Source organism: Amycolatopsis dendrobii (assembly GCF_014145675.1).
GTDB classification, from domain to species: domain Bacteria; phylum Actinomycetota; class Actinomycetes; order Mycobacteriales; family Pseudonocardiaceae; genus Amycolatopsis; species Amycolatopsis dendrobii.
This window is the reverse complement of record NZ_JACGZW010000006.1, coordinates 479,433-496,783: the sequence shown is the minus strand read 5'-3', so window position 1 is coordinate 496,783 and position 17,351 is coordinate 479,433. Positions and strand designations below refer to the sequence as shown.

Genomic DNA, 17,351 nt, shown 5'->3' with positions numbered 1-17,351 from the left:
TCAGTTTGATTCCGTCCCGCACCTGATTCCGTCAAAGGGAAAACTGTCGAAAGAACTCAGCGGCGAGAACAGGGAAATAAGAAACCGTGACCTTGTTCACTTCTTGATGTGCATCATCGGCAGCTGGGGGCGACGATTAGGATCTTGATTATTGTAGTTTTTTGCACTGCGGTCGTGGGTGTTTTGATTTGGGTGTCAGGAATGAATGTGGAATTTGGCCCAATGTGAACTGCTCGGAAGTAATCACTTTTTCATCGGGGGTGCGGGTGTTCGGTATTGGCCGCATCGGCGGCTGAACGATCGGGTTGCGTCTAATCCTCGCCGGCGTCCAGAAGGATCCGCAGCAGTTCGTCCGGCGCGTCCCGCATCAGGTCGTGCTTGCTGTCCAGCGCGTGGACATTCCACTGCGGATCGTCGACGAGCCGCCGGTAAGTCGGCTCGAATGGCGACCCGCCGTCCCACATCGTCGCGTACACGTAGTCCCGGCGGCGGAACCGGCTCAAGTCTCCGTCCAGCCGGATCGACTGCAGCAGGGTCGCCAGCGGGTGCGCCGACGCGCGCGGGTCGAAGAACGGCAGCGGCGGGACGGCGTATCCGGTCTCGCCGACGCTCAGGTACCACTCGCGCTGCCGGTCGTCGGTCAGGCTCCAGCAGGAGTCGCCGTTTTCCGGGACGAAAGCGTCGAGGTACACCAGCGCGTCGACCAGTTCCGGGACCCGGTCGGCGGCACCGGTGATGACCATCCCGCCGTAGCTGTGGCCGACCAGCACGGCGTGTTCGACCTGTTCGGCCCGCAGCGCGCGGACGAGGTCCTCGATGTGGGTGTCGAGGTTGACCCCGGAGTGCAGCAGGTGCTGCCGCTCGCTGAGCCCGGTGAGCGTCAGCGGGAGCACGCCGTGGCCGCGGTCGCGCAGTTGGCCGGTCAGCCGGTCGAAGCACCAGCCGCCGTGGCAGGCACCGGGGACGAGGACGTAGGTGGTCATGGACGCAACGCTAGAAGCAGCGCGGCGATAAGTCCAAGAGCTAGTTGTTTCGTACTCCAGAAGCGTTGGTTATGCCCGGGCGGGGAGCGGCAGGTCGTGTGCCTTGCGGAAGTCGTTCAGAGCGGCCCACGCGAGGTGCGGGTCCAGCGCGAGCCGCCGACGGGCGACGGCCAGTTCGTGCAGGCTCGGGGTGAGCCGGGCCTGGGTTAGCGCGTCGGTGAATATGTCCAGGACGGTGGCGCAGAAGAGGACGAACGCGCTGCTGTGCAGGCGCAGCCGGTTGACCGCGTCGGCGAGGTCGGGGGTCGCGCCTTCGTGCAGTTCGGCGGCGAGTTCGGCGAGTTCCACCGCTTCGCGGGTGTCGGGGATGCGAAGCAGTTTGGGCCACAGTTCGGTCAGCTCCGGCGTCTGCGCGAGCCCGCGAGCTTGTCCGGTGAAGCCGCTGGCTTTGGCGGTTAGGTCGGCGCGGACCAGGATGCCGGTGACCATCGACAGCGACGGTTCGTAGTGCTCGATCGTCACGTCCACCATGTCGATCGTGGTGCGGCGCAGGTCGCGGGGCAGGCCGCCGGATAGGCAGTGGCCGAGGTAGCAGAACTGCTCCGGGACACCAGGCAGCCGTTGCGCGATCCACAGCCTGCTTTCGTCCAGTGTGAACGATTCCAGGCGCACCACTTCGGAAAACGCGCTGTCGAACGCGTCGCGGACGGCCAGTCCGCGTTGCTCGAAGCTGAGCACCGCGTCGTCGGACACCGCCACGAAGTACAGGCAGCCGGGCACGCCGAAGATGCCCTTGATGTCGTTCACCAGTTGCTGGGCCTTGTCCTGCTCGCCGATCTTGTCGAGTTCGTCGATGGCGACCACGACCCGGTCGGTGATTCCCTCCTCGCGCAAGGATTCGGCGGTCAGCTGCGCGAACGCGCGGAACTCGTCGACGACTTCCGGATGCGTCAGCTGCTGTTCGGCCCGTTGCGTGGTGCGCGTGCGGCCCAGTTCGCCGCCCGCCGGGACGGCGAGCTTGCCGGACCAGCCGGTGGTGTAGGTCAGGAGGTACTGGATCCGGTGCAACTGCCGCCGTGCTTCGGCTTCGAGCGCGCGCGGTCCGGCGGACGATTTGCGGCGGAAGACGAGCAGTACCGCGCCGGTCGCGGACGCGAGGATTTTCCACACCCAGCGGAGCGCGAGAGCGGTGACCACGGCCAACGCGATCCGGTTGCTCACGGGCTGGTTAGTCCACAGCGGACCCAGCAAGTCCGGGAATCGCACCTGGTTGATGGCCTGCCACAGTTCGACAGGAAACTGCGTGAACTTTCCGTTCCACAGCAGTCCGCCGATCGCCCAGCCGAGCGCGGCGGAGACGGCGAGGTCGGCCGATCCGCGCCAGAACCGGCGGGCCCACCAGCGCCAGCCGAGGTCTGGACCCAGCGTCTGCCGGACCCGCGCGAGGACGGCCTGGCACAGCAGTTTGTGCAGGTGCAGCACGAAATCACGGGCGTCGTAGGTGGCCGGGGCGGAGGCGACCACGACCAGCGGCGCGGGATTCTCGCTGCCGTGCAGCAGACCTCGCTGCATGGAACGGATCGCGGTGGTTTTGCCGGACCCGCGTTGCCCGCCGAGCGCGACCGCGCCGGAACCCGCGCGTTCGAGCACGCGCCGGATCCGTTTCGCCGCCGCGGTCGGCACGATCCGGCTGCTGTCCTCCTCGCCGAGGTCGTGCTGCTGGTCGAAAACGAGCGTCGTGCCGAAGTGCAGCCGCCGGTGCGCGGAGATGACGTCGCGGACCTCGGGCAGCACGATCTCGCGCGCGGCGAACGAACGTCGCGGGCCGAGGCCGAATTGCTCCTCGTGGAACTGCATGGCGTCCGGGTTCATCCACTCGCGCAACGAAGTGACCTTGCGGACCGCGAGCGCGCCGGTGGCGAACAGGACGCACGGCATCATCATCCCGGCGAAAATCCGGAAGAACAGCGGAAGCTGACTCCACGCGGCGCTCATCAGGCTGAGGTAGGCGAGCCCGAGCAGCACCGCGACGAACAGCCAGACCACCTCGCGCGGCGACACCGCCCGGTTGCGCGGACGGAAACCGCGGTCGCCCTCGGCCATGACCTGGTCCTGCAGCGTCCGGATCTTCGCGAGCAGTGTTTCGTTCGCGAAAAGCTCCTCGCGCACGACTTCGGTGCGCAGCGATTCGCGGGCGAGCAGGCGGGTGACTTCGGGCGAGCTGAGGGTCTCGTCGATGAGGGAGGCCAGCGCGGCCTGCGCGGTCCACGAATCGAAATCTTCGAGGTCTTCCGCCTCGATGGAGTGTGGGTCGCTCCGCTCGCCGGTCACCGGCGGATGATGCCATACGCGGGGCTTCGGACAGGGCGGTTTCGGCACCGGTTAGCGCGAAGCGAGCAGCCGCAGCGCATCCCGGGAAGCCGCGTCGCGGGGGGTGCAAGCCTCCAGTCGATGATCAGGGCTGTCCGGCTGGAGCCAAACCTGATAGTCGACATCCACGCGGCCCAGCGTCGGATGGCGCAGGTCCATCGGCACTGTGGTCCGCAAGACAGGACCGGCGTGAACTGCTGCCGCCGGCGCGGACATTCGCCGACTGGAAGGCCGCCGCTGTCGAGGCTGGGCTGCAGGTCAACGACAAGGACCGATGGCGAATCAAAGTCGGCCAAGACGGTGATCTGGAGGCTTTCAGCCACACGAACGTCGTCAGAGCCGTCTTCGGAACGGCCGGTGCTGACTTCTACGGATTGTGGAGCGGCGTCGCACACCAAGCGGCATGGGCACTCGCCGAGTGGAGTGCCTTCGAGACGGCGAAGGAAGCTCAAGTGACCGGACTGCACGTCGCGATGAGTATTGCGGCGGTGCTCTGCGCGGGGCTGGGAGTGCTCGCGCTGCGATGGCTCCCGAGGGATTCGTCAGCTGAGGACGTCGTAAGCGAGAGCGACCGGGTCGTCGACCGTGCCTGACGGCTGGGCCTGTACGGCGGCTGCGGCGGCGGTCGCGTCGGGAAGGGCCAGGTGCGGGCCACCGCGGACGTGGTCGGCGGCGGCCAGCAGGTCGGCGGCGGCGACCGGGCGGTCCAGACGCACAGCGTGGTCGGCGATGCCCACGAGGACGATCGACAGATACAGCACCTCGCCGGACGCATCGGCCAAGGCCAGTGCTTCACGGCGGCGGTCCCGGGCCGTGGGCAGGTCGCCGAGCTGCGCGTCCAGGTAGGCGTGCGAATGGTGGATCATCGCGCGGAACAACGGATGCGGCTCGGATTCGCTCAGCAACGCTTCGGCACGGTTCAGTTCCACGCGGGCTTCCGCCAGATCTCCGCGCCAGCGGGCCAGATCCGCTTTGGTGTGGGCCAGAAACGCGAGCGAATCCGGGAACGGCACGGTCCGCGCGTCACGTTCGGCGGCGGCTGCCGCGGCCTTCGCGGCTGCCGTGTCGCCGAGTTGCCAGAACAGGTGCGCTTGCCGTCCTCGCGCGAAGAGAACGTCTTCGGCCGAACCGATTTCCGAGACGACCTGGATGGATTCCTCATAGCACGAAACGGCTTCCTCCAGTTCGCCGCGACGGCTGACGACCTCGGCGAGGCTGTTCAGCGCCAGCGACAGGCCCCAGCGTTCCCCGCTCTGCCGGAACAGCCGGACGGCCTCGCGGGTGTCGGCTTCCTGCGCGGCCGAGTCGTGCCGGAGGTTCAGCTGTGCCCGCGCGCGGTGCAGCCGGGCATGGGCGCGCAGCCACGGGTCCTCATCGGACAGCAACTTGTCCAATGTGGACTTCATGGCGCTGGTGTCCCCGCTTTGCGTGAACACCGGGATGATGGAGCGCAGCAAGGAATTCTGGCTGTCGCGGCTGAGTTCGAGCGCTTTGCGGCCGAGTTCGTCGGCGGAGGTTTCGGAGGACATTCCGATGGTCAGCAACAACGCGGCCATCGCGTACCCCATCGCGCGCAGTTCGCGATCCACCTCGCCGGGCAACGCGAGCGCCGCCTCGATTACTTCCTGTGCCTCGGTTTTGTGCCCGGTCAGCATCCAGAACCACGCGCACGACGTCGCCAGCCGCAGTGCCGTCGTGGCTTCGCCCGCGGCGATGGCACCGCGCACGGCGGACATCAGATTGCCGTGCTCGGCGGCGAAACGCGCCAGCCACTCGATCTGCTCGGCGCGGCGCAGGTATTTGTCGCCGGTCTCGGCGAAGGAGGCGAACCACTCGGCGTGCGCTTGGCGCAGTTCCTCGCGCTCGTCGGCCACGGTGAGCTGTTCCAGCCCGTACGCCTTGATCGTCTCGAGCATCCGGTAGCGCGGCTCGGCGTCCTCGGAGACGGCCAGTAGCGATTTGTCGACTAATGCGCTGAGCAGCTCGGGCGTACCACCGCAGACCGCTTCGGCGGCATCCGCGGTCGCGCCGCCGGAGAACACCGACAACCGGCGCAGCAGCCGCCGTTCTTCCGGTTCCAGCAGATCCCAGCTCCAGTCGACGACCGCGCGCAGCGTGCGGTGCCGCGGCAGCGCGGTCCGGCTGCCCGCAGTGAGCAGGCGGAACCGATCGTCGAGCCGGGCGGCCAATTGCGACACGCTCATCGACCGCAACCGCGCCGCGGCGAGTTCGACCGCGAGCGGCATTCCGTCGAGCGCCCGGCAGATCCGCACCACTTCGTCCACAGTGGACTCGTCAACGGTGAACCCCGGCCGCACCGCCGCGGCACGATCGGCCAGCAGCCGGACCGAAGCACACGACATCGCTTCGACGGACGTCGCGCCCTCCGCGGGCAGCGTCAGCGGTTCGACTGGCCAAAGCGCCTCGCCGGTCAGCGCCAACGGCTCCCGGCTGGTCGCGAGAATGCGCAGTCGCGGGCATTCGCCGAGCAGGTGGTCGGCCAGTTCCGCGGCGGCTTCGATGACGTGCTCGCAATTGTCGAGCACCAGCACCGCGTCCCGATTGCGCAACGCTCTGGTCGCCCGCTCGCGCGGGGTGCCGCTGGCGCGGGATCCGGTGTACATCTGCTCGCGCAGGCCCAAGGCGTCGAGCACGGCCTGCGGAACGTCCGCGCCGTTGGTGACCGAGGCCAGTTCGGCGAACCACACGCCGCCGCGTCCGGTCAGCAGATGCCGTCCGGTCTCCGTGGCCAGCCGCGTCTTTCCGGCCCCGCCGGGCCCGGTCAGCGTGGTGAGCCGGTACTCGCCGACCAGCTTGGCTACGCGCGTGACCTCAGTGTTCCGGCCGACGAAACTCGTCAACCCGGCCCGTAGGTTCGTGCGCGCGACATCCTCGTCGGAGACCGTCTCGCGGAGGATTTTGGTGTGTGCGGCGGACAGTTCGGCGGCCGGGTCGGCGCCGAGTTCGTCCGCCAGTGCCATCCGGATCCGCGTGAACACCTGAAGCGCTTCGGCCGGTCGTCCGGCGGCTTGCAGCGAGAGCATCAACGACGCGGCCAGCCGTTCCCGCAGCGGATGTTCGGACAGCAGCTTCGACAGTTCTTCGGTGAGATCCGCGCCGTGCCCCAGCCGGATCGCGGCTTCGGCGTACTCCTCGGTGGCCGAAAGCCGTAGCTCGTTCAGCCGCGCTATGTGGCCTTGGAAGAACTGCGCGTCTGAGACGTCACCGAGCGCCGGGCCGCGCCACAGATTGAGTGCCTCGCGAAGCAGCACGACACGCTTCTCGTCAGATGCTGTCCGCGCGGCGGTGACCAGCTCCTCGAACCGGGCCGCATCGACGGTCGCCTCGGGCAGCCGGTAGCCGGACGGGGTGGAGTCGAGCCGCGTGCCGATCCGGCGCAGCCGCGAGACGAGCGCCTGCAACGCGTTGGCCGTGGCCGGCGGACGCGTCCCCCAGACGGCGTCGACCAGCTGCCCGGCCGAGACGACCCGGCCGGGCTCGAGCGCGAGGGCGCTCAGCAGCGTCCGCAATCGGGCTCCGGTGATCTCGACCGCGGCACCGTCGTCGTTCCGGACCTCCAGCGGGCCCAGCAAGCCGATCCGCACCTGGTCGATGATGCCGTGCCGGCGGCCGTCCCGTCCTCCGGGATCTCCCCGATATCCAGGAGACGGGGCCAGAATAATGCAGTCGACACCAAGTTTGCAGTCTGCTTCACTTTTCGGCGTGGGACTTCGAGAGCGGAAGAGGCAGGAGACGGTGCGGCGCATCGCGGATACCGCGCTGCGGATGTTCGTCGACCGCGGATTCGAGGCGGTGACCATCGCCGAGGTGGCCGAGGCCGCCGACGTCGCGGTCAACACGGTCTACAACCATTTCCGGGTCAAGGAAGACCTGGTGCTGCCGCCGTCGGAGGCCTCGGCGGGACGGCTGGCCGGGATCGTGCGGGCGCGCGGGACGGGAGTGTCCGCGGCGCACGCGGTGCTGGACCACCTGCGCGGCGAGATCCGGCAGCGCTCGCGCTCGATCGGGCTCAGCCCTGGGTTCGGCCGGGTGTTGCCGATGATGCTGGCCGCGCCCACGCTCGCCGCCCGGCTGCAGGACCTCGGTCAGCAGATGGTCGCCGAACTCGCCGACCTGCTGATCGCGGAAACCGGTGCGGCGCAGGGAGATCCGGTGCCCGGACTGGTCGCCGCGCAGATCGGCTGGGTGCACAGCCTGCTGTACGGCGAGATCGGCAAACGCACCGTCGGCGGCGAGGCGTCCGACGACATCGCGGAGGCGGCGCTGACGCTCCTCGACGCGGTGGAAGGCCTGCTCAGCGAGCAAGTACTGACTTATGCGATCCGGAAGGACACCTGACATGGACGCGTTCCGCGTGATCATCCGCGGCAAATTCGCCGCTCTCGACGAGAGCGCTCGCGCGTTGCTGGAGACCAAGACCGACGTCGCCTTTACCGAAGAAGGCACCTTCACGCACGACGTCAACGCGACGGCGTTCACCTTCCGCTGCCAGGTCCCGGCCGGTCCGGACGACGACGAACGCGCGGCCAAAGACGGCGCGGCCGCCGCATTGGCCGCGCATGGCCTGCCGTACCGGGACCTGAACTACGCGGTCACCGACCTGCGGACGATCAAGATCCGGCGCAAGAACCGCTAGCGACCTCCGCCAGTGCGGTCGCCGCGCGCCAGCAGTCGTGGAAGGTGGAGTACATCGGCACTGGCGCTAGGCGGATGACGTCGGGGCGGCGGGCGTCGGCGACAACACCGTGCTGGGTCCGCAACGCGGCGCTGACCGTGTCGGCGTCCAAACCGTGCAGGCGAACGGAAAGCTGCGCACCCCGACGGTCCGGGTCCCGGGGCGTGAGCACCTCCAGCGGACGTCCCGCGCAGACCTCGCCGAGCAGCGTTTCCAGGTACCCGGTCAGCCGAATGCTCTTGGCGCGCAAGGCAGCCATGCCCACCGCGTCGAACATCGCCAGCGAGGCTCGCACCGGGGCCATCGCGAGGATCGGCGGGTTCGACAGCTGCCACGAGTCGGCGGTGTCGACCGCAGTGACGGTCGGCTGCATGCGGAACCGCACGTCCGGGTCGGTGCTCCACCAGCCCGCCAGTTTCGGCAGCGAACGATCCGCGAGATGCCGCTCGTGCACGAACGCGCCGGCGATCGCGCCCGGTCCGCTGTTGAGATATTTGTAGGTGCACCAAGCAGCCCAGTCGACGTTCCAGTCGTGCAGCCGCAGCGGCACGTTGCCCGCCGCGTGCGCGAGATCCCAGCCCACGATCGCTCCGGCGGCGTGCCCGGCGCGGGTGATCGCCGGGATGTCGAGCAGTTCCCCGCTGTAGTAGTTGACCCCGCCCAGCAGGACGAGCGCGACCCGATGCCCGTGCTCGGCAAGCCAGCCGACGACGTCCTCGCTGCGCAACGTCGATTCCCCGGGACGCGGCGAAAGCCGGACGACGGCTTCGTCCGGGTCGTAGCCGTGGAACGCGACCTGGCTGCGCACCGCGTAGCTGTCGGACGGGAACGCGGTGTCCTCGATGACGATCGCGTGCCGGTCCGCGGTCGGCCGGTAGAAGCTGACCATCATCAGGTGCAGATTGACCGTCAGCGAGTTCATCATCACGACCTCGGCCGGTCGCGCGCCGACGAGCCGCGAGGCTGGATCGCGTAGCTGCTGGTGGTAGGAAACCCACGGACGCGCTGCTTCGACGTGGCCTTCGACGCCCAGCCGGGCCCAGTCGGCGAGTTCCGCGTCCAGCGCGGCGCGGGTCGCGGCCGGTTGCAGGCCGAGGGAGTTCCCGGCGAAGTAGGCCGTCTCGGCGTAGCCGCCGCCGGTCGCGGGCGGGACGTGGAACTGCGCGCGCAACGTCGGCAACGGGTCCTGGGCGTCGAGATCGCGGGCGGCCGCTTCGGCGAGGGCCACGGTCATGAGAACTCCACAAAGTCGGAAGCGTGGGCTCCTCATCGTTCTTGCCGGACGCCATGCCCGTCCAATGCTTGATTCGCTCGTTCCCATGCCCGCCTGGCTATCCCGGCGGTATTCCCGAACGGCTATGCCAGGGCGGGTATTCGGTATTTCCGAAGCGTCGCGGATTGGGTCACGCTGTGCCGATCGACAACGGCCAGCAGAAGGCAGTGATCACGATGCCGACCGAAGCAGACGCGAACCTCAAGCGAAGCATCTCCCTTTTCCAAGCCGTCGGAGTCTCGTTCCACCAGGTAGTCGGCGGCGGGGTCGTCGCGTTGATGGGCACCGCCATCGCGCTGACCGGGGCAGGCGCGCCGATCGCCTTCGCCGTCGCGGCACTCGCGGTGATCGTTTACTCGCTGCCGATCGCGTCGCTCGGCAGCGCGATGCCGGTCACCGGCGGCCGCTACACCTACGCCGCGCGGCTGATCTCGCCCGCTGCCGGGTTCGCGTCGATGTGGCTTTCGGCCGTGTCGGTCATCCAGCTCAGCCTGATGGCGCTGGCCGGGGCGAACTACGTCAGCGCGCTCGTGCCGGGAGTTCCGGTGCGGCCGCTGGCGATCGCCCTGATCACGGTGTTCTTCCTGACGAACCTGGCGGGCGCGACGTTCTCCAGCCGGGTCGGCATCGTGCTCGCCGTCGTCATGCTCGCCGCCTTCCTGCTGTACGGGATCGCGGGCGCCGGGCAAGTGCGATGGAGCGAATTCGGGAACCTGACCCCGCACGGCATCGGCGGTTTGCTCAACGCGGCGGCCATGCTCACGTTCGCCACCACCGGTGCCTTCCTCATCGCCGACATCGGCGGCGAGATGAAGCGGCCGGGACGCGACATCCCGCTGTCCGTCGTCGGCGGCACTCTCGTCGCGGCGGTGATTTACGTGGTCGTGGCGATCCCGTCGGTAGGCGTGCTCGGGGCGGCGGCGTCCGCGGGCAAGCCGATGTCGGACGTCGCCCGCCACATCCTTTCGCCAGGCGGTTTCGCGTTCTTCATCCTCGGCGGCGCGATGGCGTCGGTGATCGGCCACATCAATTCGCTCCTGCTGGCCGCGACGAAACCCGTGCTGGCCGCGACCGGCGACGGCTGGCTGCCCGCCGGGCTCGGCGCGGTGAACCGCCGGTTCGGCACCCCGCACTGGCTGCTGGCGATCCTTTACCTGATCGGCGTGGTCCCGGTGCTCGCCGGCTTCAGCGTCGCGAACATCGCGGCCATGACGTCGATCGTCACCGGGCCGTTGCTCACCCTGCTGATCATCGCGTCGTGGCGGGTGCGCCGGCAGCGTCCGGAACTGCACGCCGCGGCCCCGTTCCGGATGCGCCGGACTTCGCACGCCGTGTTGTCCGTGCTCGGCGTCGCGATCCTCGCGGTGCAGACTTGGTTGCTGCTCAAACAGATCACGCTGCCGGCGTTGCTCGCGCTGGCAGCCTGGAGCGGGCTGGGTCTCGTCGTGTGGCTGACGCGCCGTTCTGCTTCCCTCAACCTCGAAAGCGAGTACGCATGACCACGCAGCTCATCCTCCTCGGCACCGCGGGCGGTCCCGCACCGAAACGCACCCGGAGCGCTCCGGCGCAGGCGATCGTCGTCAACGGAGCCACTTACCTGATCGACTGCGGCAACGGCGTGGCCCGGCAGCTGGTGCACGCGGGCATCCCGCTCGACTCGCTGCGCGCGGTCGGCATCACGCATCACCATTCCGACCACAACGCCGACTACGGCAACCTCTACCTGCTGGCCTGGGCCGCCAACCTGGAACGGCAGGTCCCCGCGTTCGGGCCGCCGCCGCTGGCGGACATGACCCGGCATTTCCTGGCGATGAACCGATTCGACATCGACACGCGGGTCGGCGACGAGGGTCTGCGTCCGCTGGACGAACTGCTCGATCCGCACGAGGTCACGGCGGACGGCGTGGTCTTCGAGGACGAGAACGTCCGAATCACCGCGGCCCGCGTAGACCATCCGCCGATCGCGGACGCCTTCGCTTACCGCGTGGACACCGCGGACCGGTCCATCGTGATTTCCGGCGACACCGCGCCGTGCGAGAACCTGGTGCGGCTCGCTGCTGGTGCGGATGTGCTGGTGCACGAGGTCATGTACGTGCCCGCGGTCGATGCCATGGTGAGCCGGTACAACGGCACGACGTTGCGGGACCATCTGCTGGCGAGCCACACGAGTGTCGAGCGGGTCGGTGCGTTGGCCAAGGAAGCCGGGGTGGGGACTCTCGTGCTGTCGCATTTCGTTCCGACCGACGCGGACATCGCCGACGAGGTCTGGCGTGAGCACGCCGCTGCCGGGTTCGACGGCGAGGTGGTCGTCGGGAAGGACCTGCTGCGCCTCTGACTGGTTCCGCCCGAAGTCGCGTCGTTCCCCGGGTTCCGCGCGCTTCGTACCTACAGTGGCCAGGTGACTACGCCTGCCGAGGACCAGCGCGACCACGTGATGGCGCGCGCGTCCGCGCTCCGCCGTGAGCTTCGCGCGGGTCTGGCGCAGCTGCCGGACCAGGCGGAAGACGAACGCACGCAGACGCTCGACGCCCTGGTCGAGCGGGCGGAGGCGCTGCTGAGCACCGAGAAGGAGGTCGACGCCGCGGTCGAACAGGTGCGGCTCGCCCGGCTGGAGGCGAAGCGCGGGAAGGTGCAGCGGACGACGCTGTACCTGGCGGTCGCGCCGGTCGCGGTCGGGATGGTGAGCGGGGCGATGATGCTGTTCGGCGCGCTCAACGCGGTCTGGCTGCTGCTCGCGTTGCCGCTGCTGGGCGCGGGACTGCGGATCGCGTTCGGGCCGCTCGGGCCGACGCCGCTGATGGTCAACCGGCGGCAGCGGGCCGCGTACATCGGGGCCCTGGCGGCGATCTTCACCGCGGTCGCGCTCATCGGGGCCGGGCCGACCGCCCAGCCGATCATGGTCGTCCTGGCCGCGCTCACCACGGTGGCGACCCTGGCGTTCCTGGTGCAGGAGGCGCGGTGACCTACTCCGAGTACTACCGCGACACCGAGTACTACCCGGCCGAGGAGGAGCCAGAGTCCGATCCGGAACTGCTCGCCCTCACCGACACCGTCGGCGGCATGCGGGAAACCGTCGACGATCTGGAAAACCGCACCGTCCGCGAGCTTTCCGAACTGCGCGAGACGGTCGAGTCGTTCACCGAAACCCATTCCCGGCACGAAACCCGCTTGGACCACACGGCCCGGCAGCTCGAACGGCTCCGGCAGCGGCTGCTGGTGCTCGAACGCGCGGTCCGGGTGTCGGAGAAGGTCCCGGTGGTCGACCTGGACAATGTCGGCCCGCGGCTGCGGCAGCTGGCCGCGGAGGCAGAGCGGCGGCACAGTCTGGCCGCACAGTTGCTCACGCCGACCCAGCGCCGACCGTACGAAGAGGACGTCGCACGGCTGCCGCAGGCGCGCGAGGCGTTGGGGCAGAGCGAAGAAGCGTTGATCGCCGTGCTGGAGGTGCTGGCGAAAGCCGAGCGTGGCACGCCGGAACGGGACGACGCGGAGTCGCGACTGTCCGAAGTGGTCGCTCGGCGGCGGGGCGTGCTGGATCGTCAGTTGCCCGCCGCGCAGCAGGATGCCGAAGCGGCGCAACAGGTTCTGGCCGCGGACGAGGTGACGCGGACCCGGGTCCTGCCGCAAATCGAGAAGTGCGAACGGGATTGGGAAGAACTGCATTCCCGGCTGCGCGAGCGGATCACCGACGCGATCGGGTCGAGCGCGTTGCTGCCGGTGTGGTTCACGCACGCGTTCGGAGTCGCGCCGCCGTCCGGTGCGGCAGGCGACAAATGGATCCGGGCAGCGACGTCCGCGCTTGCCTACCGGGTGACGCACGGCGTGGTCGATCCCGCGCTGCCGCTGGGGGAGCCGCCGCCGTCGGACACCGACTGGACCGAACCGAAGTGGTCCTGGCGGGCCCGGCTGGAGCACGACATCGAGGAACTCGACCTCGGGGTGGATTAACGGGGTTCTTCCGGTGTGTCGTCTGATGCGGGGACGAGTTCTCGCTGCATCCAGGTGACGTCGCGCCAGGCTCCGTGTTTCCAGCCGATCCGCCGCCAAGTCCCGATGAGTTCGAAGCCCATCGCCTTGTGCAGTCCGACGCTGGGTTCGTTCGGCTGCGTCATCCCGGCGACGGCCATGCGGAAGCCGCGTTCGGCGAGCCGGGCGAAAAGGGCTTCGTACAAGGCTTTTCCGCCGCCCGCGCGTCGACGATCCTGCGCCAGGTAGACGCTGACCTCGCACGACCAACGATAAGCCGCACGCTCCTTGTACGGGCTGCCGTACGCGTATCCCGCCACTGAGCCGTCGATTTCCAGCACCAGCCACGCGTGCGACTTCGTCGCCTTCGCGATCCGGGCGGCCATTTCCGTCGGCGTCGGCGGTTCGGTCTCAAAGCTGATCGTGGTGTCCCGGACGTACGGCGCGTAGATCGCCGCGCACGCCTCGGCGTCCCGTTCTTCGGCAGGTCGGATCAACATGTCCCCGATAGTAGACACGATCCGCTGCTATAGTCGACCACTGTGACCGATCCCCTCTCCGCTTCGCTCGCCGCGGCGGTGCGTGAAGCCCGGCAGGACCGTGCGCTGTCCGCGGGCGTGCTCGCTGAACGTTCCGGAGTTTCCCGCGCCATGATCGGGAAAATCGAGCGCGGTGAAGCGCAGCCGACGGCCGTGCTGTTGAGCCGGCTCGCCACCGCGCTCGGGCTCACGCTGTCCGAACTCATCGCCCGCGCGGAGGGCGACGACCGCCGCCTCGCGCGTCGTGAAGACCAGCCGACCTGGCAGGACCCGGTCACCGGCTATGTGCGCCGCGCTGTTTCGCCTCCCGGGCACGGGGCTACTGAGCTGGTCGAAGTCGACCTGCCGCCCGGTGCGAAAGCCGGATTCCCGGCCAGTTCCTACGCCTTCGCCGACCATCAGGTCTGGGTGCTGTCCGGCCAATTGCGGTTCCACGAAGGCGAAGTCGTGCACGAACTCGCCGAGGGCGACTGTCTTCAGCTGGGCCGCCCGGTCGACTGCGCGTACGAGAACCCTGGAAACCAGCCGTGCCGTTATCTGGTGGTGCTCACCAAGGTGTGACTCAGTTCACGCCTGATTTGTCTGATTACCGGGGCCTCCCGCCCGGACATGATGCGACCGCACAGCATCCGGGAGGAGAAGCAAAGTGGGTTCGTGGCGCGAATTGGGAGCGCATTTCAGCACCGCGGTCGTGCTGGCCGGCGGTGTGCTCGTCGGCGCGGTCAACATCTATGTGGCGGCCAGCCTTTTGCCGACCGCGGTCGCCGGCATCGGCGGGGAGCGGCTCTACGCGTGGAACATGACGGCGTTCCTGGTCGCGCAGGTCGTCGCGACGATGTTCGTCAGCCGGGCGCTCGCCCGCCTCGGCAACGCGACGGCGTACTACCTCGGATTCGGCGTTTTCGCGACGGGCTCGGTGGTGTGCGCGGTGAGCCCGGCGATGCCGGTGCTGCTGGCCGGCCGCGGAGTGCAGGGCTTGGGCGCGGGATTGCTCACCGGGCTGGGTTTCGCGGTGATTCATTCGGCGCTGCCGCGGCAGTTGTGGGCACGGGGGAGCGCGTTGATCTCGGCGATGTTCGGCGTCGGCAACCTCGTCGGCCCGGCGCTCGGCGGGTTGTTCGCGCAATTCGGTTCGTGGCGGGCGGCGTTCGTCGTGCTGGCTGGTGCAGCGGTCGTGATCGCGGCGCAGGTGCCGCGGGCGCTTCCGCGCAGCGAGCGAAGCCCCTCCGCTCCCGTTCCGTCCTTCGCGTTGGCAGCCGTGGTGGGTGCGGTCGGGGCGGTGAGCATCGCCGGGATCTTGACCAGCATCCTAGCGATGGCAGCGTTCATCGTGCTGGGATTCGGTTTCGTCGTGGCGTTTCTGCTCGTTGAGAAGCGTGCCGCGGTCCGAGTCCTGCCCGCTGAAGCCTACGAGTCCGGCTCGCCGCTGCGCTGGATCTACCTGACCATCATGTGCCTCGCCGCCGGAGTCTCGGTCGAGGCGTTCCTGCCGCTGTTCAGTCAGCATCTCGGCGGATTACCGCCTGCGGCAGCGGGTTTCTTCTCCGCCGCACTGTCCTTCGGCTGGTCCGCCGGGCAGATCGTCAGCTCGTCCGCCCGTCGCGTCCGGCTGCTCTGCCTGGCCGGACCGACTCTGCTGGCTGCTGCCTTCGTCGTACTTGCCTTGCTGCAGAGGGAAAACGCCTCGGTACTGGCGTGGCTGGCGGTCCTTCTCGCCGGTGGTACCGGGATCGGCATCGCCATGCCGCACCTGTCGGTAGCCGCGATGGCCAGCGGTCAGCAAGCGGCTGCCGCAATCGCGACAGTGCTCACGATGGCGACTGCGTTCGGTGCCTCGATAGCCGGGCTGTTGGTGAACTTGGGCGCACCGTCGATGGTGACGTCCGCGCGCTACCTGCTGATCGGCTTCGCCGTCGTGGCCGCGGCGGGGGTTTTCACGACAGCTGCGGCAGGCGTTGGTGCACGTCCAGCAGTTGCGCGAACGGATCTCCCGCCTTCGCCACACGATCGAGCACCGTCCGGATCGTCCATCGATCCGGAGTGAGGTCGGGGTCGTCGAGTTCGTCCCACTCCAGCGGGACAGACACCGGCGCCCCCGGCTTCGGCCGCACGCTGTACGGCGCGACGAGGGTTTTGTTCAGCACGTTCTGCGTGTAGTCGAGCCGTGCCAGCCCGCCGCGGCGATCCTTCTGCCACGCCCAGCTCACCAGGTCCGGCACGATCTTGCCGATCGACTTCGACACGGTTTCCGCCCACGCCCGGGTCTGCGCGTACGTGTACCGCGGCTCAACCGGCACCCAAATCTGGATCCCGCGCTGCCCGGTCGTCTTCGGCCGCCCGATGAGCCCGAAGTGATCGAGTGCGGTGCGGTGCAACCGGGCGAGCGCGAGCACGTCGTCGAACGAGGTTTCCGAACCGGGGTCGATGTCGAACAGCAACCAGGTCGGGTGCTCGACATCGGACGTGCGCGACGTCCACGCGTGCAGTTCCAACGCGGCGAAATTGGCCAGCCAAGCCAGATCCGCCACGCCGGAGGGCACGAGGTACTGCTGCACGTCGCCGGGGTCGGCTCCTTCGTAATGCCAGCGGTGCAGCCACTCCGGCGCGTGGTCGGGGACTTCCTTGTGCCAGAACCCGGGTTTGCCGACGCCGCCCGGGAACCGGTTGGTGTTGAGCGCGCGGCCGGCGAGGTAGGGAAGCATCGTCGGCGCGATCCGGGTGTAGTACTCGATCAGTTCCCGTTTGGTGATCGGCGCTTCGCCGTCGCGGCCGGGGATCAGCGTCTTGTCGAGATTGGTGACCTTCACCTGCCGCCCGGCGACCGTCCACGTGCCCTGCTTGCCCAGTTCGCTCAGTGCTTCGAGCTCGTCCTCCGACGCCGGCTCGAACACTGGATGCAACGGCACTTCCGCCTCGGTCGCAGGCAGATCGCCGCGCCACAACGCCGGGGGAGCGGCCGCGATCTCGTCATTGGTGAGCCCGCTTTTCACCGACTTCGGATGCTCCTCCGCGTCCCAGCCGGCGGTGGCGTGGTCGTCCTGCTTGTGCAGCAGAAACCATTGCTTCCCGTCGTCGTCCTTCTTGGGACGGATCAGCACGAAGCGCCCGGCCAGCTTCTCGCCGTACAGGTCGAAGTGCAGGTTCCCGTCCGCGAGCGCCTGCTCGGGATCGTCGGTGTCGACCGGTTCCCAGCGTCCGCGATCCCAGACGATGACGTCGCCGCCGCCGTACTCGCCGCGCGGGATGACGCCTTCGAAATCGGCGTACTCCAGCGGATGGTCCTCGACGTGCACGGCCATCCGCCGCGCCTTCGGATCGAGCGTCGGCCCCTTCGGCACCGCCCAGCTGACCAGCACGCCACCCAGCTCAAGCCGGAAATCGTAATGCTTCCGCCGCGCCCGATGCCGCTGCACGACGAACCGGTAGCCAGGTTCCTTCGGGGCATTCGCACCGGCTGGCTCGTCGGTCTTCGCGAAGTTGCGCATGGCGCGGTACTTCGCCAGCCGCTCGGCGGCACCGTCCAT

15 protein-coding genes are annotated in these 17,351 nt (G+C 68.6%); 8 read left to right on the top strand and 7 right to left on the bottom strand.

Annotated elements, in window-relative coordinates:
• Window positions 1–311 precede the first annotated feature (311 nt).
• From H4281_RS20390 to H4281_RS20375, 4 genes are all read right to left on the bottom strand, one after another.
• Window positions 312–983 (bottom strand): alpha/beta fold hydrolase, encoded by a 672-nt coding sequence (locus H4281_RS20390; RefSeq protein ID WP_182892521.1) that lies wholly within the window; start codon window positions 981–983, stop codon window positions 312–314.
• A 69-nt stretch (window positions 984–1,052) separates the two neighbouring features.
• Window positions 1,053–3,314: a hypothetical protein gene (locus tag H4281_RS20385; protein WP_182892520.1), complete on the bottom strand. Its 2,262-nt coding sequence runs from the start codon at window positions 3,312–3,314 to the stop codon at window positions 1,053–1,055.
• A 51-nt stretch (window positions 3,315–3,365) separates the two neighbouring features.
• Window positions 3,366–3,569, bottom strand: a complete 204-nt coding sequence (locus H4281_RS20380; RefSeq protein WP_182892519.1) for an MmyB family transcriptional regulator — start codon at window positions 3,567–3,569, stop codon at window positions 3,366–3,368.
• A 326-nt stretch (window positions 3,570–3,895) separates the two neighbouring features.
• Window positions 3,896–6,958, bottom strand: a complete 3,063-nt coding sequence (locus H4281_RS20375; protein WP_182892518.1) for an AfsR/SARP family transcriptional regulator — start codon at window positions 6,956–6,958, stop codon at window positions 3,896–3,898.
• Between the two features lie 151 nt (window positions 6,959–7,109).
• Between H4281_RS20375 and H4281_RS20370 the strand changes: the two genes are divergently transcribed.
• Together H4281_RS20370 and H4281_RS20365 are read left to right on the top strand one after the other, a co-directional pair.
• Window positions 7,110–7,712, top strand: a complete 603-nt coding sequence (locus tag H4281_RS20370) for a TetR/AcrR family transcriptional regulator (protein WP_312872150.1) — start codon at window positions 7,110–7,112, stop codon at window positions 7,710–7,712.
• A 1-nt stretch (window position 7,713) separates the two neighbouring features.
• A complete protein-coding gene (locus H4281_RS20365) occupies window positions 7,714–8,010 on the top strand; it encodes a DUF6204 family protein (RefSeq protein ID WP_220507478.1) in 297 nt (98 codons plus the stop codon).
• On the opposite strand, the gene kynU is transcribed toward H4281_RS20365, so the two are convergent.
• Window positions 7,985–9,283, bottom strand: coding sequence for a kynureninase (gene kynU, locus H4281_RS20360; protein ID WP_182892515.1), 1,299 nt, complete (start codon window positions 9,281–9,283; stop codon window positions 7,985–7,987). The genes H4281_RS20365 and kynU overlap by 26 nt on opposite strands.
• Window positions 9,284–9,459: 176 nt before the next feature.
• Here kynU and H4281_RS20355 point away from each other — a divergent pair, with 176 nt between their 5' ends.
• The 4 genes from H4281_RS20355 to H4281_RS20340 all read left to right on the top strand — a co-directional run bounded on the left by H4281_RS20355 (window position 9,460) and on the right by H4281_RS20340 (window position 13,270).
• On the top strand, window positions 9,460–10,821 hold the full coding sequence (locus H4281_RS20355) for an APC family permease (RefSeq protein ID WP_182892514.1): 1,362 nt from the start codon (window positions 9,460–9,462) through the stop codon (window positions 10,819–10,821).
• A complete protein-coding gene (locus tag H4281_RS20350) occupies window positions 10,818–11,657 on the top strand; it encodes an MBL fold metallo-hydrolase (protein WP_182892513.1) in 840 nt (279 codons plus the stop codon). Before H4281_RS20355 ends, H4281_RS20350 begins: the two co-directional genes overlap by 4 nt.
• A 63-nt stretch (window positions 11,658–11,720) precedes the next feature.
• Window positions 11,721–12,284, top strand: coding sequence for a hypothetical protein (locus H4281_RS20345; RefSeq protein WP_182892512.1), 564 nt, complete (start codon window positions 11,721–11,723; stop codon window positions 12,282–12,284).
• Complete coding sequence (locus tag H4281_RS20340; protein WP_182892511.1) at window positions 12,281–13,270, top strand: hypothetical protein; 990 nt, start codon at window positions 12,281–12,283, stop codon at window positions 13,268–13,270. The genes H4281_RS20345 and H4281_RS20340 overlap by 4 nt, the downstream gene beginning before the upstream one ends.
• Here H4281_RS20340 and H4281_RS20335 read toward each other — a convergent pair.
• The gene (locus H4281_RS20335; protein ID WP_182892510.1) at window positions 13,267–13,788 is read right to left on the bottom strand and encodes a GNAT family N-acetyltransferase; all 522 of its coding nucleotides are present in this window, start codon (window positions 13,786–13,788) and stop codon (window positions 13,267–13,269) included. The two genes, H4281_RS20340 and H4281_RS20335, sit on opposite strands and share 4 nt — an antisense overlap.
• 42 nt (window positions 13,789–13,830) lie before the next feature.
• Between H4281_RS20335 and H4281_RS20330 the strand changes: the two genes are divergently transcribed.
• Together H4281_RS20330 and H4281_RS20325 are read left to right on the top strand one after the other, a co-directional pair.
• Entirely contained in the window at window positions 13,831–14,388 is a 558-nt protein-coding gene (locus H4281_RS20330; RefSeq protein WP_182892509.1) for a helix-turn-helix domain-containing protein, read from the top strand.
• Between the two features lie 85 nt (window positions 14,389–14,473).
• A complete protein-coding gene (locus H4281_RS20325) occupies window positions 14,474–15,871 on the top strand; it encodes an MFS transporter (protein ID WP_182892508.1) in 1,398 nt (465 codons plus the stop codon).
• Here H4281_RS20325 and H4281_RS20320 read toward each other — a convergent pair.
• Window positions 15,762–17,351 (bottom strand): DNA polymerase domain-containing protein, encoded by a 1,590-nt coding sequence (locus H4281_RS20320; protein WP_182892507.1) that lies wholly within the window; start codon window positions 17,349–17,351, stop codon window positions 15,762–15,764. The genes H4281_RS20325 and H4281_RS20320 overlap by 110 nt on opposite strands.